Here is a 25535-nt window from a genome sequence, read left to right as displayed (position 1 = left end):
GCCGCCCGGGGCGGGCCCACGGGGCGCGGCTCAGCCCTCGAAGTCCCGGGCGGCCGAGAGCTCGTAGGCGCGGTCCGGCTCGCTGAGGGCGGCCAGCACCTCGAAGCGGCGGTGCCACTGCCCGACCGACCAGGCCAGCCCGGCGGCGAGGCCCTCCGGGGTGGCCGCGTGCAGCAGCCCGGGCACCGGCGGGACGTCGAACTCGTCGTCCTCGTCGCCGGCCTCGGCCAGCTCCGGGTCGTACGGCGGCTCCGGGGCCTGCGCCCCGGTGTCCCAGCGCCAGTCCACCGCCGCCTCGCCGCCGTCCGGCCCGACGACCAGCAGCTCCTCGTGCTCCTCGTACGCCACCGGGCAGCCGGGCAGCAGCTCCCGCACCACCGACGGCACCCGGTGCAGCACGCCCTCGGACAGCACCCGGCCGCCCGCCACCTCACTGGCCAGCGACACCTGCAGCCGCTCGGCGAGGTCGGCGGCCAGCGCCGGGGCGACCGGCAACAGCGGGTACGGGTGCAGCAGCTGGACCAGGTCGGGGGCGTCGGCGACGACCGCCTCGGCGGCGTCCACCACCACGGTGTGGGCCGGCCGGCGCCCGGTCTCCGGGTCCAGCGGCGGCAGCGCCCGCACCACGTCCAGCGGCTCGATCCGGTCGCGGTCCACCCGGGCCAGCGCGGTGTGGATGCCGTGCAGCTGGCGGTGGCCGACCTCGGCCTCCGGGTCGGTCATCCGGTCCAGCACCTCGTCAGGACCGTGCGGCTCGGCGAGCAGCGCGGCCAGCGTGGTGCGCACCCCGAGCGCGTGCAGGAACTGCTCGTCCAGGGTGGTGCGGGCCTCGTCGTACAGGCCGCGCAGCAGCGGGTCCGCCCCGGCGGCGCGCAGGCCGGCCGGCTCGCGGCCCGCCAGCACCGGGTGGTCGCGCAGCCACCACGCGGTGTACGGCGGCAGGTCGGCGTACGAGCCGTCCGGCAGCAGCGTGCGCACCGGGCCGACCACGGCGTCCCGGTACGGCGGGCGGGCCAGCGCGGCGAGCGCCTGGGGCCAGGCGTCGTCGTCGATCAGATCGAGGTCGCGCACGGCGAGCAGCTCGGCGGCCACCGGCGGGACGCCGATCGCCTCGTCGGCCTGCAGGGCCTCCAGCGCGTCCTCGGCCCACTCGGCGAGCCCGTCCGGGGCCTCGTCCAGCAGGCCGGTGGGGTGGCCGCCGGCCGCGCGGTCGGCGGGCGCGGTCGGGTCGAGCCGCTCCAGGTCGTCCGGGTCGAGCACCACGTCCTCGGCGCGCACCAGCACGAAGTCGGCCAGCACGCCGACGGCGGCGAGCACCTCCGGGCCCCAGCGCTCCAGCAGCTCGTCGTCCACCCAGCCGGCGTCCTCCTCGCGGGCGAGCGCGGCGAACGGGCTTCCGGGCAGCACGAGTTCACCGGCCCGGGCGGGCTCGCCCTCGTCGTCGAGCAGCGCCAGCCGGGCCAGCCACGGGTGGGCGCCCGGCTCCGGGGCGGCGGCCTTCACCAACGCCAGGACGGCGTCGGCGAGTTCGAGCGCCGCGTCCAGGTCGTCCTCGGCCAGCTCGTAGGAACGGGCGACGGCGGCCCGCACCTCGGGGGTGTCCAGCACCCCGGCCGGGGTGGCGGTGCCGGCGCCGAGCTTGGCCAGCAGCGGGTGGGCGGCCTCGGGGTGGGCCAGGCGCAGGTCCAGCGCGGCCAGCGCGCCCGCCAGCGACTCGGGGTAGCCGGGGAAGGCCGCCCAGTCGGCGTCCTCGGAGGGCAGCAGGACGCGCCGCGGCCCGGTGACCGTCCGCCCGTCGGCCAGCGGGACGGGCAGCGCGCCGAGCGCCTCCGGGTCGGCCGCGCCGAGCGCCGCGTACAGGTTGCGCCACCACGCGGGCTCGCGGTCCAGGCCGCCGAGCTGGTCCACCACCTCGGCCAGCGGCACCCGGCGCACGTTCAGCACCCGCAGCTCGGTGCGGCGCTCAAGGCCGGCCGGCAGCAGCCCGGGGAAGATCGGCGAGAGCGCCTCGACCACCGAGCCGTCCGCGCCCTCCAGCAGCGTCGCGTCCCGGGGCCGCAGCGCGGGAGTGCCCTCCTCGACCGGCGCCGGGTGCGGCAGGAACGGCGTGCCCGGCAGCCGGGAGAGCACCGCGGCGCGCAGCGCGTTGTCCAGCGCGCCCTGGCCGAGCGGGGCCGGGACGAGGCCGAGCGAGCCGAGGTCGGCGCCGCGGGCGCGCAGCAGCTCGGCGTAGCTGTCGGCGGCACGCTCGGTGAGGAAGTCGGCCAGCGGGCCGGGCGCGACGTGCCGGCGGGTGGAGTCCAGCGGGTAGGAGGCGATCAGCAGCGCGGGCAGGCCGACCGGCTCGTCGCTGGGGGTCGGCGCGTGCAGCACGGAGGCGATCGCCGGCCGCTGCGGGGCGCCGTCCGGGCCGACCGGGACGGCCCAGGTCACCGTCCAGTACGGGCGGGAGCGTTCCTCGGTGGGCCGGTCGAGCAGCAGCTCGGCCGCGAGCGTGCCGGAGGCGCCGACGGTCTGCCAGAGCGTCCGCCGCGGCCGACCGCCCGCGTCGTCGGTGACGGTGACCTCGGTGACCCCGTCCGGGCGGGCCTCGGCGGCCTCCCGGGTGAGCGTGCGGGTGCCGTCCGGGGTCTCCACCACGACCTCGCGCAGGCCGGGCAGGGTGAGCAGCAGCGCGTCGTCGATCCCGGCCAGCAGACGGCGGGTCAGGTCCTCGGCGGCGGCGTCCCGCAGCGGCAGCACCACCACCGTGTCGTAGCCCGCCGGGGCCGGCCCCTCGGCCGCGAACGGCAGCCGCAGCAGCGGCACGTGGCCGTCCCGGCGGCGCAGCTCGTCGGCCAGCTCGGGCTGGGCCCCGACCAGCGCCCGGGCCTCGCCGAGCGACCAGCGCACCCCGCCGGTGGCGCTCAGCACGGCGGGCTCGTCGGTCACGGCGAGGACGGCCGCGAAGCCGACCCCGAACCGGCCGACGGCGGGCTCCTCGCCGCGCTTGGAGGAGGCGCGCAGGGTGGACAGCGACTCGACGGCGGCCGCGTCCAGCGGGGCGCCGGTGTTGGCCGCGGCGAGCACGCCGTCGGCGAGGGTCAGCCGCAGCCGGCCGGGGCCCTGGCCGGCCCGGACCGCGGCGTCGGCCGCGTTCTGCGCCAATTCGACCACCAGGCGGTCCCGGTAGCCGCCGAGCGCCAGTTCCTCCTCGGCGTTGGCGTCCTCCCGGAACCGGGCCGGCGAGGCGGCCCAGGCGGCCAGCACCCGTCGACGCAGCGCGGCGCTGCCGAAGGGGTCCGCGAGGTGCTCGTCCGTGCCGCTGCCGATGATCCGAGGTTCCACTGGACCTGCCGCCTTCCGCTGCCCTGTTCGTCGTAGGGCATTCTTCCCTGCCCCACTGACTGCTCCCGACCACGCGCCCCGCCGCCGGCGGCCCCGGACTGACTGCTCCCCCGCCGCCGGCGGCCCCGGTGGCCCTCCCGCCGCCCGGAAAGCACCGCGGCCCGCGCCGGTCGGTGACCGGGCGGGCCGCAGCGGAGGGCACGGGGCTCAGGAGTGGCCGAGCTCCTCGGCGGGGGCGTCGGGCTCGACGGAGCCGGAGGTGCGGTCGGGGTGCAGCGGCAGCGGCTCGACCACCAGCTCGTCCAGGATCAGCTCGGACGGCGCCGGCGGGGCCGGGATCACGGCCGCCTCGGAGTGCCCGCCGCAGCCGTACGCGAAGGAGACGATCTGGCCGTCGGCCGGGCCGAACTCGTTGCCGCACACGCCGAAGGCCTGCCCGAGCGAGCCGCCGATCGGGATCAGGAAGCCGCAGCTCGCGCACGAGGCCGGGGCGGCCTGCGCCATCGCGGTCTGCGGGCCGTGGGACTTCTCCCAGCGCTCGGCGGCCAGGTGCAGCCCGAGCCGGGAGAGCACCCGGCTGCGGCCCAGGCCCAGCTCCTCGGCGACGGCGTTGATCCGGGCGCGGGCCGGGGCGGGCTCGACGTGCGGGTCGGTGACGACCATGTCCTCGTCGTCCGCCAGGGCGACCGCGGAGTTCGGCGCGGGCTCGTCCTCGCCCGTCCAGCCGGGCTCCAGCCGCAGGTCGTCGGCGCCGGTGGGCAGCAGGTCGCCCGGGCCCATGTCGCCGGGGCGCAGCCGGTCGCTCCACGGCACCCACTCCGGGGCGAGCACCGCGTCGTCGCCGGGCAGCAGCACGACCTCGTCCAGGGTGACGTTCTTGGCGCGCGGCGCACGCGCGACGGTGACCGCCCAGTGCCAGCCGCGGTAGGCCGCGTCAAGGCACTCGAAGGTGTGGGTGACGACGCGGTCGGCGTCCGCCTGGACACCCAGGTGCGGCCCGACGGCCTCCGCACCGACGGCCTCCTCGGCGGCCTGGCGGGCGAGTTCGACGGCCTCGGCACAGAGCCGGTCGGGGGTACGGCTTCGCATCGCAGCACTCACGGCGTCGATTCTCTCCCAGTTCTTCTGTCGCCCACGGCGTGTTGCCTGTTCCGTCGCGGCTTGGTGTCCCACGTCCATTCTGCGCGACCGGGAGCCCCCTCGGGTACCGGCCGCGCCGCTCGACCGGCCTACCGGCGCCCCGGCGCTCCGGCGGGTCGACCCTGGGCAGGCTACCCGCCGGTCGGTGCCCCGGCACAGTCCGGGGCGGACACGGCCGTTCCGGGGCCGCGCCGAGCGGAGCCCGGTCCCGCGTCGGCTCGGCGATTCTGGGGCAGGATGGGCTTGTGGCGGACCCCGAACCGCCGCAGCACGTACTGCGCGTCCCGCAGGCCGGCAGCCCCGACCAGACGGACGCCGTGCCGCGGCAGCAGCCTCCGGTCCCCGGCGCGGGCGAACCGCCGCCGGCGGACTGCGCCGAGGCGTCCGCCGGATCCGCGGACCGGTCCGCGGCCGGGGCCCCCGACACCCCCGCCGCCCTCGACCTGGCCCCGGCGGACCCGTCGGCGGAACCGGCGGAACCGGAGGAGCCGGAGACCCCCGAGCCCCGTCGGCACTTCCTGGTCCGCACCGCCTCCGCCGCCGGCTCCCGCACCGGCAAGGTGGTGCACGGCACCGGCCGCCGGATCCGCCGGGCCACCGCCGCCGAGGGCGCGGGCGAGTCCGGCCTCGCGAAGCTGATCGAGCTGCACGCGCTCAACTCCTTCGGCGACATGCTGATCACCGTCGCCCTGGCGTCCACCATCTTCTTCTCGGTGCCCACCGGCGAGGCCCGCGGCCGGGTCGCGCTCTACCTGCTGATCACGATGGCCCCGTTCGCGCTGCTGGCCCCGGTGGTCGGCCCGCTGCTGGACCGGCTGCCGCACGGCCGCCGGGCGGCCATGGCGACGGCCATGCTGGCCCGGGCCGTGCTGGCCTGGACGATGGCCGCGGTGATCGCCGGCGGCGGCATCGCGCTCTACCCGGAGGCGCTCGGCGTGCTGGTCGCGTCCAAGGCGTACGGCGTGGTGCGCAGCGTGGTGGTGCCCCGGCTGCTGCCGAGCCGGCTGTCCCTGGTCAAGGCGAACTCCCGGGTCACCCTGGCCGGGCTGCTGGCCACCGGCGTGGCGGCCGCGGTCGGCGGGCTGCTGCACCTGCTCGGGCCCGGCTGGCCGCTGCGCGGGGCCTTCCTGGTGTTCGTGATCGGCACCCTGATGGCCTTCCACCTGCCGCCCGCGGTGGACTCGGCCAAGGGCGAGCAGCGCGCCGTCCTGCACGCCGAGGTGCACGGCGAGGGCTCGCACCTGATCCACCACAGGCCGCCGCCGGTCAAGGCCTCGCTGCGCACCGTCGGCCCCTCGGTGATCCTGGCGCTGCGGGCGATGTCGGCGATGAAGTGGCTGGTCGGCTTCCTGGTGATGTTCCTGGCCTTCCTGCTGCGGGAGGAGCCGGTCGGCGGGCTGCGGCCGACCGCGGCGCTGGGCCTGGTGGCGCTGGCGGCCGGGACGGGCAACGCGCTGGGCTCGGTGCTCGGCTCCTGGCTGCGCACCCGGGGCCCGGAGGCGACGGTCACCGCGATGCTGCTGCTGGCGACCTGCGTCACGGCGGCGGCCGCGCTCTGGTACGGCGTGGTGACGGTGGTTCTGGTCGCCGGGACCGCCGGGATGGCGGCGTCACTGGGCAAGCTGGCGCTGGACGCGCTGATCCAGCGGGACGTCCCGGAGGCGGTGCGGACCTCGGCGTTCGCCCGTTCGGAGACCCTGATGCAGCTGTGCTGGGTGGCCGGCGGCGCGGTCGGCATCCTGCTGCCGCTGAACGGGAAGCTGGGCCTGTCGATCGCCGCCGGGGTGGTCGGCGTGGTGCTGCTGTGGACGCTGCACTCGCTGTTCCGGGTGGGCCTGCGGCGGCACCCGGCGGCGCCCCGGGTGGCCTGACCGGGGCCTGGTGACAACACGCGGTGCCGACCCCCGCGTCGCGTGATCGGCCAGGCCCGGTAGATTCTGACGCATGAGCCTCAATTCCCGTGCCATCGCCGCCCTCGGCGCCGTCGTCGTGGTCGGCGCCGCCACGGTGGGCACCTCCGTCGCCATCGCCGCCGGCCAGACCGAGCACAGCTCCCACCGTGCCACCCTCACGGTCGGCAACTCCTCGATCGTCGCGGACCCGCTGTGCTGGAACGGCGGCAGCCCGATCACCGAGGACCTCCAGGAGAAGTGCCAGGACAAGGCCACCGAGGCCCTGAAGAACGGCACGCTGCCCACCAGGGACGTGGTGGGCAGCGACCGGGTCGGCGTCGGGGTCTCCCCGAACGTGGCCGAGACCGGCTGGTGGGCCTTCACCAACGGCGGCTCGACCGGCCAGGGCGGGCGCTTCAGCCTGTTCTCGTACGCCAAGGGCCCGACCTGGTCGGGTTCCCAGCAGGCGAACAAGGTGCTGAACGCCAGCGGCAAGACCCTGGTCACCGTGGTCGAGGGCGACAAGAACTCGGACAACCCGGTCGCCGTCTGGTACTTCCAGCTGAACACCCAGGGCAGCTGACGGTCCTGCGATGACCGCGCACGCCGTCACCGACGGCCAGGGCGAGCAGTCGGGCCCCGCACGGGCCCGGCTGCTCGTCGTCGTCGCGGTGGCCGCCGAGGCCGAGGCCGTGCTCCGCGGCCTGCGCGGCGGGTCCGCCGTGCTGCCGCTGCCCGGCGGCACGCTGCACCGGGCCGAGCGGGTGCCGGTGGACGTGCTGGCCGCCGGGGTCGGCCCGGCCGCCGCCGCGGCCGGCGCCGCCGCCGCGCTGGCGGCCCACCCGTACGCCCTGGCCGTCTCGGCCGGGATCGCCGGCGGCTTCGCCCCGCTCGCCCCGGTCGGCGCCACCGTGCTGGCCGACGCGATCGTGGCCGCGGACCTCGGCGCCCAGACCCCCGACGGCTTCGCCGACGTCACCGAACTGGGCTTCGGCACCGTCCGGCACACCCCTGCCCCGGCCGCCGTCGCCCTGGTCGCGCGGGCGCTGGGCCCCGGTCTCGCCGTCGGCCCGGTGCTGACCGTCTCCACCGTCACCGGCAGCGCCGAGCGGGCCGCCGAGCTGGCGGCCCGCCACCCGGGCGCCGCCGCCGAGGCGATGGAGGGCTTCGGCGTGGCCGAGGCCGCCGCCCGGTACGGCGTGCCCGCCCTCGAACTGCGCACCGTGTCCAACCCGGTGGGCCCGCGCGACCGGTCCGCCTGGCGGATCGGCGAGGCGCTGGCCGCCCTGGAACGGGCCTTCGCCGCGCTGCCCGTCCGGGAACTGGCCGCGGCGCACGAACCGGCCGCGCGGCACCAACCGATTGAGGAGGCCGGCCGTGGCTGAACGGCTGAGCATCGCGTACTCGCCCTGCCCGAACGACACCTTCGTCTTCCACGCCTGGGCGCACGGCCTGGTGCCCGGGGTGGACGCCCCCGAGGTGACCTTCGCCGACATCGACGTCACCAACGGCCAGGCCGAACGCGGCGAGCTGGACGTGCTGAAGATCAGCTACGGCGCGCTGCCCTGGGTCCTGGACGAGTACGCCCTGCTGCCCTGCGGCGGCGCGCTGGGCCGCGGCTGCGGCCCGCTGGTGCTCACCCTGCCGGGTGTGGGCTCCCCCGCCGACCTCGCCGGGAAGACCGTCGCGGTGCCCTCCGAGCGCTCCACCGCCTACCTGCTGTTCCGGCTCTGGGCGGCCCGGGCGGTGCCGGGCGGCTTCGGCGAGATCGTCGTCCTGCCGTTCCACGAGATCATGCCCGCCGTCCGGGACGGCCGGGTGGACGCCGGCCTGGTGATCCACGAGGCCCGCTTCACGTACCGGCAGTACGGCCTGCACAGCCTGGCCGACATGGGCGAGGCCTGGGAGCAGGAGACCGGCCTGCCGATCCCGCTGGGCGCGATCGTCGCCAGGCGCTCGCTCGGCGCCGAGCGGCTGCGGGAGATCTCCGACGCGATCCGCGCCTCCGTCCGGCAGGCCTGGGCGGACCCGGCGGCGAGCCGCGAGTACGTGCTGGCGCACGCCCAGGAGATGGACCTGGCCGTCGCCGAGCAGCACATCGGACTGTACGTCACCGAGTTCTCCGAGGACCTCGGCGAGGAGGGCTACGCGGCCGTCCACGCGCTGCTCACCCGGGCCGCGGCGGAGGGGCTGGTGCCCCCGCTCGACCCGGGTGCGCTCGCGTTCTAGCCGGCTCGCGTTCCCACGTGCCCGTCGGTCAGACGTCGAACTGGTCGGCCACCGCGCGCAGCAGGCCGGCCAGCTTCTGGCCGGTCGGCTTGGCGGGGTAGCGCCCGCGCTGCAGGCCGGGCAGCACCGCGTCCAGCGTGGTGATCAGGTCCTGGACGATCGGTGCCATGTCGTCGGCGCTGCGGCGCTGGGCGGCGGCCACCGAGGGCAGCGCGTCCAGCAGCTGCACGGCCATCGCCTGGTCCCCGCGGTGGCCGGCGACCACGCCGAACTCGACCCGCTGACCCGGCTTCAGCGACGTGACACCGGCGGGCAGCGCCTTGGTGTGGACGAAGACGTCGCCGCCGTCGTCGCGCGACAGGAAGCCGAAGCCCTTCGTCTCGTTGAACCACTTGACCTGGCCGGTGGGCATCTCGAACAGTCCTCGAATGGGTGTGAGGGATCCCGGCCCTGGCCGGGGATCACTGGGTGGTGGGGAAAGGCGACCGACCCCGCTCCGGCGCCCGTGGGCGCTCGTGGTCGGCACGCGGTCAGGAGCAGACTAACCGTCCGTCACTGCCTCATCCGCGTTCCGCGAGGGATGCGCGTTCCGAGGCCCGGTCGGGGCGGCGGGAACGGGATCTCGCGGTCACGGGCAACCCGGCGCCGGCACGGCCGTGGCGCGGCTCCGCGCGGTCCATCGGCTCACACCCCCGGGTCTGAGGACGCGGGGCGCACCTGTAGCGCCCCTCGGCACCCCGTGCATACCCCCGCTCAACAGGGATCAAAACGTTCAGCTGCCAGGAAACTGCGCAACGTGACCGACCCGCTCCGGTGGGCCCGCCCGCAGGCCGCTCTGCCAGACTGGGAGAAGTCCCGACCGGCCCGGAGGAGTGAGCAGACGTGAGCAGCCAGAGCGCCGACCCCGGTGACGTGTACGTCAAGGCCGGGGCGATCGTCTTCGGCCTCGGGGCACTCGCCACCCTGGTCACCTTCGTCCCGCTGTTCCTGCACCTGACGCCGCTGCCGACGGCCGCGTACTGGCTGAGCATGCTGATGCCGGCCGGCTTCCTGGCCGCGCTGACCGGGCTGCTGCTGAACGCCCGGGCCCAGCGCCGCCGGACCGGGCCCGTCGGATCCTGACGGCCGCCGACGGCCGCCGCGGGCCCGCGCGCTAGCCCCGCTCGGCCAGGTGGCCTGCGAGCCAGTCCGGGAAGCCGGTGAGGTCCGCCAGCACCACGTCCGCCCCCGCCTCGCGCAGCTCCCGCGCGCTGTACGGGCCGGTGGGCACGCAGACCGCGAGGGCGTCCGCGAACCGGGCGCCCCTGATGTCGCCGAGGTGGTCGCCGACGTAGACGCTCGCGCCGTGCTCGCGCAGCGCCACGCCCTTGGTCTCCGCCCAGAGGTCGCCGATCACGGTGTCCGCGGCCAGCCCGGCGTGCTCCAGGTGGAGGCGGGCGTTCGGCTCGTACTTGCCGGTGATCACCGCGACCCGGCCGCCGTGGGCGCGGACCGCCTCGACGGCGGCGTGCGCGCCGGGCAGGGCCACGGTCGGCGCGAAGGCGTGGTCCCGGTAAAGCTCGCGGTAGCGGTCGACGGCCCGCTCCACCTCGCCCTCCGGGAACCAGTTGCGCATCTCGTCCAGCAGCGGCGGGCCGAGCCGGGTGACCGCCAGGTCGGCGTCGATGTGGGTGCCGGTCTCGGCGGAGAGCGCCAGGTAGGTGGCGCGGATACCCGGCCGGGTGTCCAGCAGCGTCATGTCGAGGTCGAAGCCGACGGTGAGCGGAGCGGGTGAGGTCGCGGGCATGCCGTCAGGCTACCCAACGGGGCCATGGGCCACGAGGCAATTTGCCCGGGCTTCACGGGGGAACTTAGGTTTACCTGAGTTGTCTGCGGAGAGGGCCCATGACCGACACCAGCGCACCGCCCGGTGCGCCCCGCGCGCCGTACCGCGCGCCGCGGCGCCGAATACTGTGGCTCGCCGCCGCACTCGCCGTCCTGGCCGCCGCGGTGCTGCTCAGCCTGGCGGTCGGCAGCCGGACCATCCCGTTCGGCGGCACGCTGGACGCCCTGCTGCACGGCGGCGACACCGCCGACGCCGTGGTGGTCCGCGAGCTGCGGGTGCCGCGCACGGTCGTCGGGCTGGCCGTCGGCGCGGCGCTCGGCCTGGCCGGGGCCGTCATGCAGGGCCTGACCCGCAATCCGATCGCCGACCCCGGCATCCTCGGCGTCTCCCAGGGGGCGGCGGCCGGTGTGGTGGTCGCCATCTCCGGCTTCGGCGTCTCCACCCTCACGGGGTACGTCTGGTTCGGCTTCGCGGGCGCGGTGATCGCCACCGTGCTGGTGTACGGGCTCGCCGGGCGCGGCCGGGGCGGGGCCACGCCGATCAAGCTGGCGCTGGCCGGCTCGGCCGCGTCCGCCTTCATCGCCTCGCTCAACACCCTGGTGCTGACCACCGACTCGGCCACCATGGACCAGTTCCGCTTCTGGCACGTCGGCTCGCTCTCCGGGCGGACCTCGGACGTGGCCTGGCAGCTGCTGCCGTTCCTGGCCGTCGGCACGGTGCTGGTGGTCGCGGTGGCGCGCGGGCTGGACGCGCTGGCGCTCGGCGACGACACCGCCAAGGGGCTGGGCGCCAGGACCGGCCTGGTCCGGGCCGTCGGCGCGCTCGGCGCGACCGTCCTGACCGGCTCGGCGGTCGCGGCGGCCGGCCCGATCGCCTTCGTCGGCCTCGCCGTCCCGCACGCGGCCCGCGCGGTGGCCGGCGCCGACCACCGCTGGATCCTCGCCTTCTCCGCCGTCCTCGGCCCGGCACTGCTGCTGCTCGCCGACACCCTCGGCCGGGTCCTGTTCCCGCCGTCCGAGGTCCCGGCGGGCGTGATGACGGCCCTCGTCGGCGTCCCGGTGCTGGTGGCCCTGGTCCGCCGCAGGAAGGTGGTGGCGGCATGACGTCGGTGTCGCTGCGCGGCTACTCGGCCGTCCGGGCCGGGCGGGTGTCGTTCCTGGTGCACCGGCGCTCGGTGGCCGTCGCCGTCGGGCTGCTGGTGGCGCTGACGGCGACCGCGGTGGCCTCGCTCTGCCTGGGCGAGTCCACGGTGGCGCCGGGCGAGGTGGTCAAGGTGGTGCTCGGGCAGCCGAGCCCGCACGAGCTGGTGGTCGGCGAGTTCCGGTTGCCCCGGGTGGTGGTCGGGCTGCTGGTCGGCCTGGCGCTCGGGCTGGCCGGGGCGCTGATCCAGACCGTCGCCCGCAATCCCCTGGCCAGCCCCGACGTGGTGGGCGTGACCTGGGGCGCCACCGCGACCGTGGTCGGCCTGACGGCGTACGGCGTGGTCGGCTCGACCGGCCAGGCCCCGTACGCGGCGGTGGCCGGCGGTCTGGTGGCCGGGCTGCTGGTGTACGCGCTGGCCTGGCGGCGCGGACTGCACGCCCAGCGCTTCGTGCTGATCGGCATCGGCGTCAGCGTCGCGCTGTCCTCCCTGACCTCCGTCTTCCTCACCAAGGGCGACGGCTTCCAGGCCCAGGCCGCCAAGGTCTGGATGACCGGCAGCCTGAACGGCGCCGGCTACGACCAGGCCGACCGGCTCGCCTGGGTGCTGCTCGCGGCCCTGCCGGTCGCGCTGTGGGCCGCCCGCGCCCAGCGGTCGATCTCCTTCGACGACGCCACCGCCGTCGGGCTCGGCCTGCGCCTGGACCGGATCCGCCTCGGCATGGCCCTGCTGGGCATCGTGCTGGCCTCGTGCGCGGCCGGGGCCGCAGGGCCGGTGGACTTCGTCGCGCTGATGGCCCCGCAGATCGCGCTGCGGCTGGCCCGCTCGGCGCAGGTCCCGCTGTTCTGCTCGGCGCTGACCGGTGCGCTGGTGGTGGTCCTCGCCGACCTGATCGCCCGGCGGCTGCTGGCCCCGACGGAGCTGCCGGTGGGCGTGGTGACCGGCCTGGTCGGCGCGCCGTACCTGATGTGGCTGCTGATCCGATCCCGCCGTGGAGGTTCCTGATGTCCGATCACCGTCTGGAGGCCAGGGGCCTCACCCTGGCCTACGAGGCGCGCACGGTCGTCGAGGGCCTGGACGTGAGCGTCCCGGACGGGCGGGTGACGGTGATCGTCGGCCCGAACGCCTGCGGCAAGTCGACCCTGCTGCGGGCCCTCGGCCGGCTGCTGAAGCCGGTCCGGGGCGCCGTGCTGCTGGACGGCGAGGAGCTGGCGCGGATCCCGACCAAGCGGATCGCCCAGCGGCTCGGCCTGCTGCCGCAGTCGCCGACCGCCCCCGAGGGCATCTCGGTGGCGGACCTGGTCGCGCGCGGCCGCCAGCCGCACCAGAGCTGGTGGCGGCAGTGGTCGCCGGAGGACGAGGCGGCGGTCGCGGAGGCGCTGGAGCGCACCTCCACCGCCGAGCTGGCCGAGCGGAGCATGGACGAGCTGTCCGGCGGCCAGCGCCAGCGCGCCTGGATCGCGATGGCGCTCGCCCAGGGCACCGACATCCTGCTGCTGGACGAGCCGACCACCTACCTGGACATCGCGCACCAGGTGGAGGTGCTGGACCTGGTCCGGCGACTGAACGTCGAGCGCGGCCGGACCGTCGTCGCGGTGCTGCACGACCTCAACCAGGCCGCCCGGTACGCGGACCACCTGGTGGCGATGCGGGACGGCCGGGTGGTGGCGCAGGGCGCGCCCGGGGACGTGGTGACGGCCGAGCTGGTGCGGGAGGTGTTCGGGCTGGACTCGGTGGTGGTGCCGGACCCGGTGACCGGCACGCCGCTGGTCGTGCCGGGCGCCCCGTGGTCGGCGCTCACCCCGGACGGCGCTCCCGCCTGACGGCGCCCTTAACGGCACTTTAGCTGCCATTTCGGACATAATCGACGGCGCCCCGACCCCGCCGCGACGCCAGAGGACCGCCGATGCCCCGGATCTCCCGCCGCACCCTCCTCACCGGCCTCGGCGCCGCCGTGCTCGCGACGGCCACCGGCTGCACCGACCACCACCCGGCCCCGGCGGCCACGGACGGCCTCGCCCCCGGCGCCACGCCGTCCCCGACCCCGCTGCCGCCGGTGACGGTGAACGCCGCCACCGGGCCGGTGGTGGTGCCGGGCGCGCCGATGCGGGTGGTCGTGCTGGACACCGACGTGCTCGACTCGGCGCTGACCCTCGGCATCACCCCGGTCGGCGCCGCGCTGCCGGCCCGCGACACCAGCTATCCCGGGTACTGGCCGGCCTCCCGGACGGCCGGGATCCGGCTGGTCGGCCCGGCGGGCTCACCCGACCTGCCGACCGTACGGGCGCTGCGGCCGGACCTGATCCTCTCCAACCAGGCCCGCGACGGCGACCGCTACGAACAGCTGCGGGACATCGCCCCGACCGTGCTCACCCAGACCACCGGGGCACCGTGGAAGGCCGACTTCCAGCTGCACGCCCAGGCGCTGAGCAGGGAGGCGGCCGCGGCGGCCTTCACCGGCTCGTACCAGAGGCACGTCGGGCAGGTGGTGCAGGCGCTGGCGGCGGCCAAGCTGTCGGGGCGCAAGGTGAGCCTGGTGCGGTTCGTCGAGGGCGGCGGCATCCGGCTGTTCGGCCGGCAGAGCTTTCCCGGCACGGTGCTCGCCGACGCCGAGGTGGGCCGGCCGGACGCGCAGAACGTCGACCAGTCGGACTTCGAGATCCCGCCGGACCAGCTCGCCAGGGCCGACGGCGATCTGCTGCTGTACGCGACCTACGGCGATCCGGGACGCTCGGGCACCACCTCGGTGCTGGCGAGCCCGGGTTGGCAGGCACTGGGGGCGGTCAAGGGGCACCGGGCGTTCCCGGTGGACGACCAGCTGTGGTTCCAGGGGATCGGGTACACGGGCGCCAACTACATGCTGGACGAGCTGCAGCGCTTCCTCGGAGCCTAGGGCCGGCGCGCTCCCGCGTAGCGGGCCGGGGCAACACCCACGGCGGCGGTGAAGTCCTGGTCAGGTGCGCCGGGTCGGCGTAGCCCGGCTCGGCGGCGAGCCCGGCCAGGTCCGACTCGCCGTCGTCGGCGGCGCGTGAGGCGGCCTCGTGGAGGCGGGCGCGGCGCGGCACCCACTTCGGGGAGGCGCCGACGTACTCGGCGAACAAGCGCTGGAGGGGGCGGACCGTCCTCGGGCACGGCGGGGGCTACGGCGTTCCGTGCTTCTCCGTGTACCTGGTGGTGAAGCCGAGGACCACCACGTACCGCCCCTCGGCCGCCCTGGTGACCTCGCTCGGCCGCACGGGCTGCCAGATCAGGTACTCGGACCGCTGCCCCTCGTCGTTCCGGTAGCGCCGGCTGCCGTACTTCTCGTACCAGTAGTCCTCGCCGGAGGTCAGGCGTTCGGGCCCCGGCGGCCGGGCGACGCTCACGACCAGCTCCGTCCGCACCGCCTCGTCCGTCGCCGCCTCGAACTCCACGGACGGGGTGATCGGCCTGGCCGCCGCCTCCTGCGCCTCCTCCGGGGCCGGTTCGGCGGGCGGCAGGTGGTCGTACTCGTCGGCCGCGACCAGGCCCTTCCACCGCTGCGAGCTCCGCCAGCCCTGGCCGTCCAGATAGCCGTCCAGATCGGCCAGCCGGGCACGGACGTCGGCCCCGTCGAAGGCCAGGTACACGTTCACGGTCCGCTCGCAGGCCGTCGGCAGCCACTTGCCCCGGATCCAGAGGTCGCCGCGGTAGTCGGTCCGGCACACGTCGACCGTGGACCGCCCCAAACCCTGGGCCCACGGCAGCAGTTCGGGCAGCCGGTCGATCCGCTCCGCCATCCGCCCCTCGGCCGTCCGGCGGGCCTCGGCGGTGTCCGCGGCCCGCGCCACGCCCGGGACGTCCGGCGGGGCCGGAATGGCCGTGTCGCGGTAGAGCCGCCACCCCGCCCAGCTGCCGAACACGACGGCCGCCCCGAGGACCGCGACCAGCACCCACCTCAGCCAGAACCGAACCACACCCACCCCCGGCGTCCGCCCACCCCCCGCTCGGGCATCGTACGGGCGCGGACGCGCGAACGCGCGAGTGGCCGGGCGGCGCCGCCGGAAACCGGTCCGGCCCGGGAGGCCGGCGGATCCGGCTTCCCGTGCGGGACAACGGCGTTCAGGACCTCAGGCCGTCACGTCGCGAAAGCCGGACCTTCACGCGGCCGAGCCTGAGCGGAGCGGCTCATCCGTCCGGTGCAGGTGACCGAAGATCTCCCGGTAGGAGCGGAACAGGCCCGTCTCGTAGTACGGGACGGGCGTCTCGGCGCAGAACTCCCTGGTGATCCGGGCCGCCCGCCCGAGGGCCGGGGTCGGCATGCTGGGGAACAGGTGGTGCTCCACCTGGTAGTTGAGGCCGCCCATCACCGAGTCGACGACCGGCCCGCCACGGAGGTTGCGCGAGGTGAGCACCTGGCGGCGCAGGAAGTCGAGCTTCATCCCGGGCGTCACCATCAGCCCCGCAGAACGGGGAAAGCACCCGTCCCGTACGGGTGTTGACCCCCTGCCCGCACGGGGTGCCAGCCCGCCGCGCCGCTCCGATGGCGGCCCGGCTCCCACTGCCGTCGCCGGCACCGTCAACACCGCCGCCCCCGCGGGCCGGCACCTGGACCTGCACCAGCGCATGTACTGCGACGGCGGCCACCACGACCGCTTCACGACCTTCGCCCGGAACGGGGACGGCCGGTTCCGGCTCATCCCGCTGCTCTCGGGCGTCGAGGCGCTCGCCCTGAACCGGGGCCCGCGGGCCTCGCCCCCTACCGCCCGTCCCCCGGCCCGCCCAGGGCGGCGCGGACCAGGCGGATGACGGTCGGGGTGGCCACCGTCAGGTCGCCGGCGCCTCGTCCACCTCACCGACGACTGCCCCGGCCGCCGACGCCCAGCCGGAGCAGTACGGCGTCGGCTCAGGCCCCGGCCGTCCCGGGAGGGCCGCCGGTACGGCCCTGGCTCAGCCCTCCTGCGGCGGGCGGCGGCGCATGGCGAGCAGCAGCAGGACCGCCGCCGACAGCACGGCGGACACCCGCAGCACGGTCGGGGCCGACGACCAGCTGATCTCGCCCAGCGGCGAGCCCGTCTGGAGGCCGCCGCCCTGGCCCCCGCCCTGCTTGGCCCGCTGCATGGAGTAGAGGGTGGTCGCGCTCATCGTGATCAGCGGAATGCCGAGGACCACGAACTTGCGCATCAGCTCGGAGATCCGGCGGGACAGGTACCCGAGGCCCCAGCCGGCCAGCATCGCCGGGAAGAAACCGGAGACCGCCCCGCCGACCAGCAGGAGGCAGGAGAGCAGGATCAGCGGGGAGGGCTTGCGGGCGGACGCGTCCTTCTCCGCCACCTTGCCCTTGCCCTTGCCCTTGCCCTTGCCCCTGACCTTGCCCCCGGACTTCCCGGTCGGGGCCTGGGGCGGCACCGGGGGAGCGGCCGGGGCCGGGGCCGGCCTGAGCAGGCCCCGGCGCGGCTTCTTCCTCAGGTCCGCGGGCTTGGCCGGCTCCGCCGCGGGCGCGGCCGCTGCCGCCGCCGCCTCGGCCGTGCGCTGCTCGGGGATCGGCTTCGGCGTGGGCCGCGGCCCGTCCGAGAAGTCGAAGAGCGTCATCGTCCACGGGCCGGTGCTCGACACCGTCGGCGGCGGGATCGCGTCCGACCGCTCCTCGACGGCGGCCAGGTCCGGCAGGTCCAGCGGCACCGACGGGATGCCGGCCGCGCTCGGCGCCGGCGGGTCGTACACGCTGTCGGGGTCACGCTCCGGGGCGGGGGCGGACGGCGCCTCCGGGGCGCCGCCGGACGCGGCCCCGCCCGGGCCGGCGTCCGGGCCGACGTCCGAACGGTCCGCCGAACCGCCGCCGGAACGCTCGCTCCACGGCCCGCTCTTGCGCCACCACTCGCCGTCCGTCACACCGACCACCCCGCCTCGCCCGTACCGGCCGCCACCGAACCGCCCTCGGCGTGACGCTACCCACCCCGCCCCCGCCCGCGCGAGTCCGTCCGCGCCCCCGGCGGTGCGCCGGAGGTACGGCGGCCGAGGGACACCGCGCCGTCCGCTCGCCCGACTAACCTAGGTCGAATGACCACACAGCAGGGCCCCCAACGCCGGGGCAGGTCCGCCACCGGCCCGCGCACCCTCGCCGAGGAGCTGCGTTCCCGTCCCGACGACGCGCTCGCCGCCCTGCTCCGCTCCCGCCCCGACCTGCTGAACCCCGTCCCCGGGGACCTCACCCAGCTGTCCGCCCGGCTCTCCTCGCGCGCCTCCGCGCTGCGCGCCCTGGAACGGCTCGACCGCTTCACCCTCCAGGTCGCCGAGGCGCTGGCCACCGCCCCGGACGGCACCTCGCTGAGCACCGTCCGCACCCTGCTGACCGGCCCGGCGAAGGTCAAGCCGCACCCCGGCGCCACCCCGCTCACCCCGGCCGACCGGGCCGCCGTCGCCACCGCCCTGCCACGCGCGGTCGCCACCCTGCGCGACCGGGCGCTGCTCTGGGGCCCGGACAACGGGCTGCGGCTGGTCCTCGCCGTCCGCGAGGCGCTCGCCCCGACCGCCACCAACCCGGGCCGCACCGGACTCGGCCCCACCCTCGCCGACGCCACCGTCGGCATGTCCCCGGCCCGGCTGCAGCAGCTGCTCGCCTCGGCCGGGCAACCCGCCACCCCGGACCCGGTCAGCGCCGTCGCCGCGCTCACCGCGCTGCTCACCGACCGCACCCGCTGCGCCGCGCTGCTCGCCACCGCGCCCGAGGCCGCGCTGCGGCTGCTGGAACGGCTGGTCTGGGGCCCGCCCACCGGCACCGTCCCGGACGCCACCCGCCCGGTCACCGCCGAGGACGCCCAGAGCCCGGTCGAGTGGCTGCTCGCCCGCGGCCTGCTGCTGCCCACCAGCCCCGGCAGCGTCGTCCTGCCCCGCGAGCTCGCGCTGCACCTGCGCGGCGGCCGCACCCACCGCACCGTCGAACCGGTCCAGCCCGAGCCGGTGCCCGCCGCCGCCCCGCGCGACCCAGGGGCCGTGGACGGCGCCGCGGCCGGCCAGGCGCACACCGCGGTCAAGACCGTCGAGGAGCTACTGGACGGCTGGGGCCTCACCCCGCCGCTGACCCTGCGCGCCGGCGGCCTCGGCGTCCGCGACCTCAAGCGCACCGCCCAGGCCCTGGAGACCACCGAGCAGCAGACCGCCTTCTGGCTCGAACTCGCCTACACCGCGGGGCTGCTGGCCCCCGACGGCGAGGTGGACGAACGCTGGGCCCCCACCCCGGCGTACGACGCCTGGCTGCACCTGGACACCGCCGAGCGCTGGTCCGTACTGGCCACCGCCTGGCTCGCCGCCACCCGCGTCCCCGCCCTCGCCGGCACCCCGGACGGCCGGGGCAAGCCGCGCGCCGCCCTCGGCCCCGAACTCGACCGCACCCTCGCCCCGTCCGTCCGCCGCGCCACCCTCGCCCTGCTCGCCGAACTCCCGCCCGGCACCCCGGCTACCGCCGAGGAACTGCTCCCCACCCTGCGCTGGCAGCGCCCGCTGCGCGGCGGCCCCACCGGCCCGGACGGCCGCGAACTGCGCGACGAGCTCACCGCCTGGACCCTCGACGAGGCCGAACTCCTCGGCATCACCGGCCGCGGCGCCCTGGCCGCCCCCGGCCGCGCACTGCTGACCGCCGAGTCCGACCCGGCCGAGGTGCTCGCCCCGCTGCTCCCGCAGCCGCTGGACCACGTGATCCTCCAGCCGGACCTCACCGCGATCGCCCCCGGCCCGCTGCTCACCCCGCTCGCCCAGGCCCTCGCCCTGTGCGCCGACATCGAGTCCAAGGGCGGCGCCACCGTCTACCGCTTCACCCCGGCCTCGGTCCGCCGCGCCCTCGACGCCGGCCGCACCGCCACCGACCTGCGGACCTTCCTGGAGCAGCACAGCCGCACACCCGTCCCGCAGCCGCTCGCCTACCTGATCGACGACGTCGCCCGCCGGCACGGCATCCTGCGGGTCGGCGCCGCCTCCTCCTACCTGCGCTGCGACGACCCGTCACTGCTCGGCGAGGTGCTCGCCGACCGCCGCTCCGCCGACTTGCGGCTCCGGCTGCTCGCCCCCACCGTCCTCGCCTCCCAGGCCGCCCCGGACGTCCTGCTCGCCGCCCTGCGCACCATGGGCTACGCCCCGGCCGCCGAGTCCGCCGAAGGCGACGTGCTGATCACCCGCCCGGACAGCCACCGCACCCCGCCCCGGACCGCCCCCGTGCCCGTCCCCGACGGGCCGCCCGCCCCCGACGACACCCTGCTCGCGGCCGCCATCAAGGCCATCCGGGCCGGCGACCGCGCCGCCACCGCCACCCGCCGCGAGCCCACCTCCGACCCGCGCCACCTCCCCCGCACCGCCGCCGCGGAGACCCTGGCCGCCCTCCAGACGGCCGTCCTGCTCGGCGAACGCATGTGGATCGGCTACCTCAACGCCGAGGGCATCGCCAGCCAGCGGATCATCGACCCGGTCAAGGTCGAAGGCGGCTTCGTCACCGCCTTCGACCACCACGCCGACGAACTCCGCACCTTCGCCCTGCACCGCATCACCGGCGTCGCGGAACTCGACGAGTGACCCGCGGGGCGCTCAGTGCCCCTGCTGCGCCTCCTTCATCTTCTCCTGCACGGCCTTGTCCGCCAGGCTGCCGATCTGCCCCTGCCCGACCGGCATCGCGCCCCCGGTGACGGTGTCCGCCAGCAGGAACCCGGGCGCCGCGAGCAGCCCGCCGGGCCCCTCCCCGATGCCCGCGAGGGCATGCGCCGAACCGGCCGAGGACGCGGTGGCCGCGAAGGCCGAGCCCATCAGGGCGAGGGCGGTGAGAACACGCTTCGACTTCTTCATGACCAGCTCAACGAGCGAGCACGCACCGTGGTCACTCCGAGCGGCCTCCCGCGCAGCCCCCGCGATGCGCGACACTGGAGGGTCTGCGTCAATCCACCCTGTCAGCCAGTGGAGGGCTCCCCCGCGTGAACGACGGACCGCTCATCGTCCAGAGCGACAAAACTCTTCTCCTGGAGATCGACCACCCCAAGGCCGCCGACTGCCGTCGCGCCATCGCGCCGTTCGCCGAGTTGGAGCGGGCGCCCGAGCACGTGCACACGTACCGGGTGACGCCGCTCGGGCTGTGGAACGCGCGGGCGGCCGGGCACGACGCCGAGCAGGTGGTGGACGCCCTGGTGACGTACTCGCGCTACCCGGTGCCGCACGCGCTGCTGGTGGACGTGGCGGACACCATGGGCCGGTACGGGCGGCTCCAACTGGTCAAGCACCCGACCCACGGGCTGGTGCTCACCACCACCGACCGACCGGTGCTGGAGGAGGTGCTGCGCTCCAAGAAGATCGTCCCGCTGGTCGGCGCCCGGGTCGACCCGGACACCGTGGTGGTCCACCCCTCCGAGCGCGGGCAGATCAAGCAGGTGCTGCTCAAGCTCGGCTGGCCCGCCGAGGACTTCGCCGGGTACGTCGACGGCGAGGCGCACCCGATCCACCTGGAGGAGGACGGCTGGCAGCTGCGCCCGTACCAGTCGCAGGCCGTCGAGGGCTTCTGGCACGGCGGCTCGGGCGTGGTCGTGCTGCCCTGCGGCGCCGGCAAGACGCTGGTCGGCGCGGCGGCGATGGCGCACGCCAAGTCGACCACGCTGATCCTGGTCACCAACACCGTCTCGGCCCGCCAGTGGAAGCACGAGCTGGTCAAGCGCACCTCGCTCACCGAGGACGAGATCGGCGAGTACAGCGGGACGCGGAAGGAGATCCGCCCGGTCACCATCGCCACCTACCAGGTGATGACGACCAAGCGGAAGGGCGTCTACGCCCACCTGGAGCTGTTCGACGCCCGCAACTGGGGGCTGGTGGTCTACGACGAGGTGCACCTGTTGCCCGCGCCGGTGTTCAAGTTCACCGCCGACCTCCAGGCCCGCCGCCGGCTCGGCCTGACCGCCACGCTGGTGCGCGAGGACGGCCGCGAGGGCGACGTGTTCAGCCTGATCGGCCCCAAGCGCTTCGACGCGCCGTGGAAGGAGATCGAGGCGCAGGGCTACATCGCGCCGGCCGACTGCTGCGAGGTCCGGGTCACCCTGACCGACTCCGAGCGGCTCGCCTACGCGACCGCCGAGCCGGAGGAGCGCTACCGCTTCTGCGCCACCACGGCGACCAAGCGGCGGGTGGTGGAGGCGCTGGTCAGGAAGCACGAGAAGGACCAGACGCTGATCATCGGCCAGTACATCGACCAGTTGGACGAGCTCGGCGAGGCCCTGGACGCCCCGGTGATCAAGGGCGAGACCAGCAACGCCCAGCGCGAGAAGCTCTTCGACGCCTTCCGGAACAAGGAGATCGGCGTCCTGGTGGTCTCCAAGGTCGCGAACTTCTCGATCGACCTGCCCGAGGCCACCGTCGCCATCCAGGTCTCCGGGACCTTCGGTTCCCGCCAGGAGGAGGCCCAGCGCCTCGGCCGGGTGCTGCGCCCCAAGGCGGACGGCCACGCGGCGCACTTCTACTCGGTGGTCGCCCGGGACACCGTGGACCAGGACTTCGCCGCCCACCGGCAGCGCTTCCTGGCCGAGCAGGGTTACGCGTACCGGATCATCGACGCGGACGACGTGCTGTAGGGCGCGTCAGTACCGGGCATTTCAGTACCGGACACCGTCGCGCCCGAGGAAGATCACGCGCGCGGCGGTGTCCAGGGCGATGCCGACGTTGCGGACGGCGGTGCCGAGCGGGCTGCGGTGACGCCCGGAGGCGGCGGTGGCGCCGGACGGGCCGGATCGGGGGGTTCGGTTCGTGGTGCTCATGTCTTCAACGGTAGGCACCCGGACGACCGTCGGCATCACTCCAAAGGCCGTATCCGCAGGTGCGCGGGTCGTCCTGCGGGTGTACGGCGGACCCCGGGGCCGGGGTAGGGCGAACCCCGAGGCCCGCACGGCCGAACCCCGGGACCGGCGCGCCCCGAACCCCGGGACCGGCGCGGCCGGAACCCCGGGACCCGCACGGCCGGAACCCCGGGAGGAGCACGGCTGGAACCCCGGGACGGACGGGTCTAAGATCGTCCGTCTGCCCCCTCCCGAACCGTGGTACCTGCTGAAGTCCCGCAGGCAGCCGGGGGAGGTGCCGACCGCACGGCAACCGGTCGGCGTGCCCACCGTGAGCTCCTACGATCCGCTGCACCCGCCACCGGGGCAGCCGGGAAGGTTCGCTGTGCCCGCCACCCCCACCACCGACCCCCTCCAGCGCGAACGCGACCACCTGGCCGCGTCCCGGGCCGCGCTGCGCGCCATGCGCGAGGACGTCGAGTCGCTCGACATCCGCGACGTGACCGGCAGCTGGGTCACCACCCTCGTCCTGCAGAACCAGATCGAGGCCAGGATCGCCGCACTGGCCGACCTCTCGCACACCCCGCTGTTCTTCGGCCGCCTCGACTACCTCCACGCGATCAGCGAGGAGCTGAGCGAGGGCAGCGGCGGCGAGAGCTTCTACATCGGCCGCCGGCACGTCCACGACACCGACGGCGACCCGATGGTGATCGACTGGCGCGCGCCGGTCTCCCAGCCGTTCTACCGGGCCAGCCGCACCGAGCCGATGGACGTCGAGCGCCGCCGCCGCTTCGGCTACACCGGCGGCGAGCTCACCGCCTACGAGGACGAGCACCTCACCGACCCGACCGAGTCGGAGCAGACCTCCGCCCTGCTGGCCGCCGAGATCGAGAAGCCCCGCGTCGGCCCGATGCGCGACATCGTCGCCACCATCCAGCCCGAGCAGGACGAGATCGTCCGCTCCGACATCACGGGCACCATCTGCGTCCAGGGGGCGCCCGGCACCGGGAAGACCGCCGTCGGCCTGCACCGCGTCGCGTACCTGCTGTACGCGCACCGCGAGCGCCTGGCCCGTACCGGCACCCTGGTGATCGGGCCGAACAACGCCTTCCTCTCCTACATCGAGCAGGTGCTCCCTGCCCTCGGCGAGCTGGACGTCGCCCAGGCCACCGTGCAGCAGCTGGTCGGACACGTCGAGGTGCGGGGCGAGGACACCCCGGAGGCGGCCCGGCTGAAGGGCGACGCCCGGATGGCCGAGGTGCTGCGCCGGGCCGTGCGGTCGGGCATCTCGCTGCCCACCGAGCCCTGCGTGGTGGTCCGCGGCTCCCGCCGCTGGCGCGTGCCGGTGTACGAACTGGTCGAGATCATCGAGGAGTTGAAGGGCCGCGAGGTCCGTTACGGCGCGTCCAGGGACGCCCTGCCGCAGCGCATCGCGCACGCCGTGCTGCTGAAGATGGAGCAGGGCGGCGAGGCCCCGGACGACCGGGTGCAGGACGCCGTGGCCCGCAACAGCGCCGTCAAGGCGGTGGTCAAGGAGTGCTGGCCGGCCGTCGACCCGGCGAAGCTGGTCCTGCGACTGCTCTCCGAGCCGGAGTTCCTGGCCGAGTGCGCCGAGGGCGTGCTGACGCCCGAGGAGCAGCGGGCGGTGCTGTGGCCCAAGCCCGGCCGCTCGGTGAAGACGGCCCGCTGGACGGCGGCCGACGCCGTTCTGGTGGACGAGGCGACCGACCTGGTGCAGCGCACCCCCTCGCTCGGGCACGTGGTGCTGGACGAGGCCCAGGACCTCTCCCCGATGCAGTACCGCGCGGTCGGCCGCCGCTGCACCACCGGTTCGGCGACCGTCCTCGGCGACCTCGCCCAGGGCACCACCCCGTGGGCGACGGCGAGTTGGCCGGAGGCACTGCGCCACCTGGGCAAGCCGGAGGCGCACATCGAGGAGCTGACCAAGGGCTTCCGGGTGCCGGAGGAGGTCATCGCGTACGCCTCCCGGCTGCTCCCGGCGATCGCCCCCGGCCTGGCCCCGGCCTCCTCGGTCCGCGAAGCGCCCGGCTCGCTGACGATCCGTCCGATCGCGGACGAGGACGGCACGGAGGCGGTCCTCGCAGCCTGCCGGGAGGCGCTGGAGCACGAGGGCTCGACCGGCCTGATCGTCGCCGACGCCCGCATCCCGCGGTTCGCCGAGGCGCTCACCGCGGCCGGCCTGCCGTACCTCTCCCCCGGCACCGAGACCAGCGCGGAGGCCCGGCTCACCCTCGTCCCCGCCTCGCTGGCCAAGGGTCTGGAGTACGACTACGTGGTGCTGGACGAGCCGGCCGCGGTGATCGCCGGGGAGCCGGACGAGCGGACCGGACTGCGGCGGCTGTACGTGGCGCTGACCCGTGCCGTCTCCGGGCTGACGGTGCTGCACGGCGAGCCGCTGCCCGAGCAGTTGCGGTAGCGGCTCGCCCGCCCGGAGGGACCGGCCCGCGGACCGGGCCCTCCGGGCACGCGCTCAGGCGTCGATCAGCGCCCGCCACCCGGCGACCTTGGCCGCGTCCACCGGTGTCCGCCAGCCGTCGACCCGCACCGCGCCGCCGACGTGGAAGGCGTCGAAGCCCTCCGCCCGCAGCTCCTTCAGGTGCTCGGCCCGCAGACCGCCGCCGATCAGGATCCGCTGCCGGTACCCGGGCTCGCCGGCCCGGGCCAGCTCGGCCGACAACACCTCGCGCCCGGCGTCCACCCCGGCGGCCGCGCCGGAGGTGAGGAAGGTGTCCAGGCCGGGCAGCCCGCCGACGGCGGCCCGCAGGACGGCCCGGTCGGTGCTGTGGTCGATCGCCCGGTGGAAGGTCCAGCGGCAGCCGGCGATCGCCTCGGCGACGGCGGTGGTGGCGGCCAGGTCGACGGCGCCGTCGGCGTCGAGGAAGCCGAGGACGAACTCCTCGGCGCCCTCGGCCCGCAGCGCGGCGGCCCGGGCGCACAGCTCCTCCACGTCGCCGGGGGCGAAGCCGTCCCGGATCCGCAGCATGACCCGCAGCGGGATGCCGACGGCGGCCCGGATCCGGCCGAAGTCCTCGACGGACGGGGTGAGCCCGTCGGCCGCCATGTCGGTGACCAGTTCGAGCCGGTCGGCGCCGCCCGACTCGGCGGCCTGGGCGTCCTGGGGCGTCAGCGCGATGACTTCGAAAATTGGTCTAGACATATTCGACAGACTGCCACATCCGGCGGAGCCCGGCGACCCCCGGTGACCCCCA

At 75.8% G+C, this 25535-nt stretch carries 21 protein-coding genes and 1 pseudogene; 12 read left to right on the top strand and 10 right to left on the bottom strand.

Annotated features, from left to right (window positions below):
• Nucleotides 1-30 precede the first annotated feature (30 nt).
• On the bottom strand, nucleotides 31-3327 hold the full coding sequence (locus tag ACWDBB_RS31020) for a sacsin N-terminal ATP-binding-like domain-containing protein (RefSeq protein WP_449792728.1): 3297 nt from the start codon (nucleotides 3325-3327) through the stop codon (nucleotides 31-33).
• A gap of 207 nt (nucleotides 3328-3534) precedes the next feature.
• Complete coding sequence (locus ACWDBB_RS31015) at nucleotides 3535-4416, bottom strand: DUF3027 domain-containing protein (protein ID WP_449792735.1); 882 nt, start codon at nucleotides 4414-4416, stop codon at nucleotides 3535-3537.
• Nucleotides 4417-4985: 569 nt separating this feature from the next.
• Between ACWDBB_RS31015 and ACWDBB_RS31010 the strand changes: the two genes are divergently transcribed.
• From ACWDBB_RS31010 to ACWDBB_RS30995, 4 genes are all read left to right on the top strand, one after another.
• Nucleotides 4986-6338, top strand: coding sequence for an MFS transporter (locus ACWDBB_RS31010; protein WP_449792734.1), 1353 nt, complete (start codon nucleotides 4986-4988; stop codon nucleotides 6336-6338).
• A gap of 73 nt (nucleotides 6339-6411) precedes the next feature.
• On the top strand, nucleotides 6412-6942 hold the full coding sequence (locus ACWDBB_RS31005) for a hypothetical protein (protein WP_449792727.1): 531 nt from the start codon (nucleotides 6412-6414) through the stop codon (nucleotides 6940-6942).
• 10 nt (nucleotides 6943-6952) lie between these two features.
• On the top strand, nucleotides 6953-7744 hold the full coding sequence (locus ACWDBB_RS31000; protein WP_449792726.1) for a futalosine hydrolase: 792 nt from the start codon (nucleotides 6953-6955) through the stop codon (nucleotides 7742-7744).
• Entirely contained in the window at nucleotides 7737-8588 is an 852-nt protein-coding gene (locus ACWDBB_RS30995; RefSeq protein WP_449792725.1) for a 1,4-dihydroxy-6-naphthoate synthase, read from the top strand. Before ACWDBB_RS31000 ends, ACWDBB_RS30995 begins: the two co-directional genes overlap by 8 nt.
• Before the next feature lie 28 nt (nucleotides 8589-8616).
• Here ACWDBB_RS30995 and ACWDBB_RS30990 read toward each other — a convergent pair whose 3' ends face one another.
• Nucleotides 8617-9000, bottom strand: a complete 384-nt coding sequence (locus ACWDBB_RS30990) for a cold-shock protein (RefSeq protein ID WP_360348240.1) — start codon at nucleotides 8998-9000, stop codon at nucleotides 8617-8619.
• A 470-nt stretch (nucleotides 9001-9470) separates the two neighbouring features.
• Here ACWDBB_RS30990 and ACWDBB_RS30985 point away from each other — a divergent pair, with 470 nt between their 5' ends.
• Nucleotides 9471-9710, top strand: a complete 240-nt coding sequence (locus ACWDBB_RS30985; protein WP_392882480.1) for a hypothetical protein — start codon at nucleotides 9471-9473, stop codon at nucleotides 9708-9710.
• A gap of 31 nt (nucleotides 9711-9741) precedes the next feature.
• Here ACWDBB_RS30985 and ACWDBB_RS30980 read toward each other — a convergent pair whose 3' ends face one another.
• Nucleotides 9742-10374 carry an HAD family hydrolase gene (locus tag ACWDBB_RS30980; RefSeq protein WP_449792724.1) on the bottom strand — a complete coding sequence of 211 codons (633 nt, stop codon included), beginning with the start codon at nucleotides 10372-10374 and terminating at the stop codon, nucleotides 9742-9744.
• Between the two features lie 98 nt (nucleotides 10375-10472).
• Between ACWDBB_RS30980 and ACWDBB_RS30975 the strand changes: the two genes are divergently transcribed.
• The 4 genes from ACWDBB_RS30975 to ACWDBB_RS30960 all read left to right on the top strand — a co-directional run bounded on the left by ACWDBB_RS30975 (nucleotide 10473) and on the right by ACWDBB_RS30960 (nucleotide 14447).
• Nucleotides 10473-11516 carry a FecCD family ABC transporter permease gene (locus ACWDBB_RS30975; RefSeq protein WP_449792723.1) on the top strand — a complete coding sequence of 348 codons (1044 nt, stop codon included), beginning with the start codon at nucleotides 10473-10475 and terminating at the stop codon, nucleotides 11514-11516.
• Nucleotides 11513-12559 carry a FecCD family ABC transporter permease gene (locus ACWDBB_RS30970; RefSeq protein ID WP_449792722.1) on the top strand — a complete coding sequence of 349 codons (1047 nt, stop codon included), beginning with the start codon at nucleotides 11513-11515 and terminating at the stop codon, nucleotides 12557-12559. Before ACWDBB_RS30975 ends, ACWDBB_RS30970 begins: the two co-directional genes overlap by 4 nt.
• The gene (locus ACWDBB_RS30965) at nucleotides 12559-13377 is read left to right on the top strand and encodes an ABC transporter ATP-binding protein (RefSeq protein WP_392882489.1); all 819 of its coding nucleotides are present in this window, start codon (nucleotides 12559-12561) and stop codon (nucleotides 13375-13377) included. The genes ACWDBB_RS30970 and ACWDBB_RS30965 overlap by 1 nt, the downstream gene beginning before the upstream one ends.
• A gap of 83 nt (nucleotides 13378-13460) precedes the next feature.
• The gene (locus ACWDBB_RS30960; RefSeq protein ID WP_449792721.1) at nucleotides 13461-14447 is read left to right on the top strand and encodes an ABC transporter substrate-binding protein; all 987 of its coding nucleotides are present in this window, start codon (nucleotides 13461-13463) and stop codon (nucleotides 14445-14447) included.
• Between the two features lie 247 nt (nucleotides 14448-14694).
• Here the strand turns inward: ACWDBB_RS30960 and ACWDBB_RS30955 are convergent, their stop codons facing one another.
• From ACWDBB_RS30955 to ACWDBB_RS30945, 3 genes and pseudogenes are all read right to left on the bottom strand, one after another.
• Nucleotides 14695-15465 (bottom strand): hypothetical protein, encoded by a 771-nt coding sequence (locus tag ACWDBB_RS30955; RefSeq protein WP_449792720.1) that lies wholly within the window; start codon nucleotides 15463-15465, stop codon nucleotides 14695-14697.
• A gap of 207 nt (nucleotides 15466-15672) precedes the next feature.
• Nucleotides 15673-15945: pseudogene (locus ACWDBB_RS30950) on the bottom strand (fatty acid desaturase family protein); the annotation flags it as partial.
• 517 nt (nucleotides 15946-16462) lie between these two features.
• On the bottom strand, nucleotides 16463-17404 hold the full coding sequence (locus ACWDBB_RS30945) for a hypothetical protein (RefSeq protein WP_449792719.1): 942 nt from the start codon (nucleotides 17402-17404) through the stop codon (nucleotides 16463-16465).
• Between the two features lie 168 nt (nucleotides 17405-17572).
• On the opposite strand from ACWDBB_RS30945, the gene ACWDBB_RS30940 reads away from it, so the two are divergent.
• On the top strand, nucleotides 17573-20074 hold the full coding sequence (locus ACWDBB_RS30940) for a helicase-associated domain-containing protein (protein WP_449792718.1): 2502 nt from the start codon (nucleotides 17573-17575) through the stop codon (nucleotides 20072-20074).
• Between the two features lie 12 nt (nucleotides 20075-20086).
• Here ACWDBB_RS30940 and ACWDBB_RS30935 read toward each other — a convergent pair whose 3' ends face one another.
• On the bottom strand, nucleotides 20087-20341 hold the full coding sequence (locus tag ACWDBB_RS30935; protein ID WP_392882511.1) for a hypothetical protein: 255 nt from the start codon (nucleotides 20339-20341) through the stop codon (nucleotides 20087-20089).
• A 125-nt stretch (nucleotides 20342-20466) separates the two neighbouring features.
• Here ACWDBB_RS30935 and ACWDBB_RS30930 point away from each other — a divergent pair, with 125 nt between their 5' ends.
• Nucleotides 20467-22104 (top strand): DNA repair helicase XPB, encoded by a 1638-nt coding sequence (locus tag ACWDBB_RS30930; protein ID WP_449792717.1) that lies wholly within the window; start codon nucleotides 20467-20469, stop codon nucleotides 22102-22104.
• Nucleotides 22105-22125: 21 nt separating this feature from the next.
• Here the strand turns inward: ACWDBB_RS30930 and ACWDBB_RS30925 are convergent, their stop codons facing one another.
• Nucleotides 22126-22287, bottom strand: coding sequence for a hypothetical protein (locus ACWDBB_RS30925; protein ID WP_449792716.1), 162 nt, complete (start codon nucleotides 22285-22287; stop codon nucleotides 22126-22128).
• 403 nt (nucleotides 22288-22690) lie between these two features.
• Between ACWDBB_RS30925 and ACWDBB_RS30920 the strand changes: the two genes are divergently transcribed.
• Nucleotides 22691-24742 carry a HelD family protein gene (locus ACWDBB_RS30920; RefSeq protein WP_449792715.1) on the top strand — a complete coding sequence of 684 codons (2052 nt, stop codon included), beginning with the start codon at nucleotides 22691-22693 and terminating at the stop codon, nucleotides 24740-24742.
• Nucleotides 24743-24796: 54 nt separating this feature from the next.
• Here ACWDBB_RS30920 and ACWDBB_RS30915 read toward each other — a convergent pair whose 3' ends face one another.
• Nucleotides 24797-25483 carry a copper homeostasis protein CutC gene (locus ACWDBB_RS30915; RefSeq protein ID WP_449792714.1) on the bottom strand — a complete coding sequence of 229 codons (687 nt, stop codon included), beginning with the start codon at nucleotides 25481-25483 and terminating at the stop codon, nucleotides 24797-24799.
• Nucleotides 25484-25535 lie beyond the last annotated feature (52 nt).

This window comes from Kitasatospora sp. NPDC001095 (assembly GCF_053598615.1).
The sequence above is the reverse complement of the archived record's forward strand: the minus strand, read 5'-3'. Positions and strand labels throughout refer to the sequence as shown.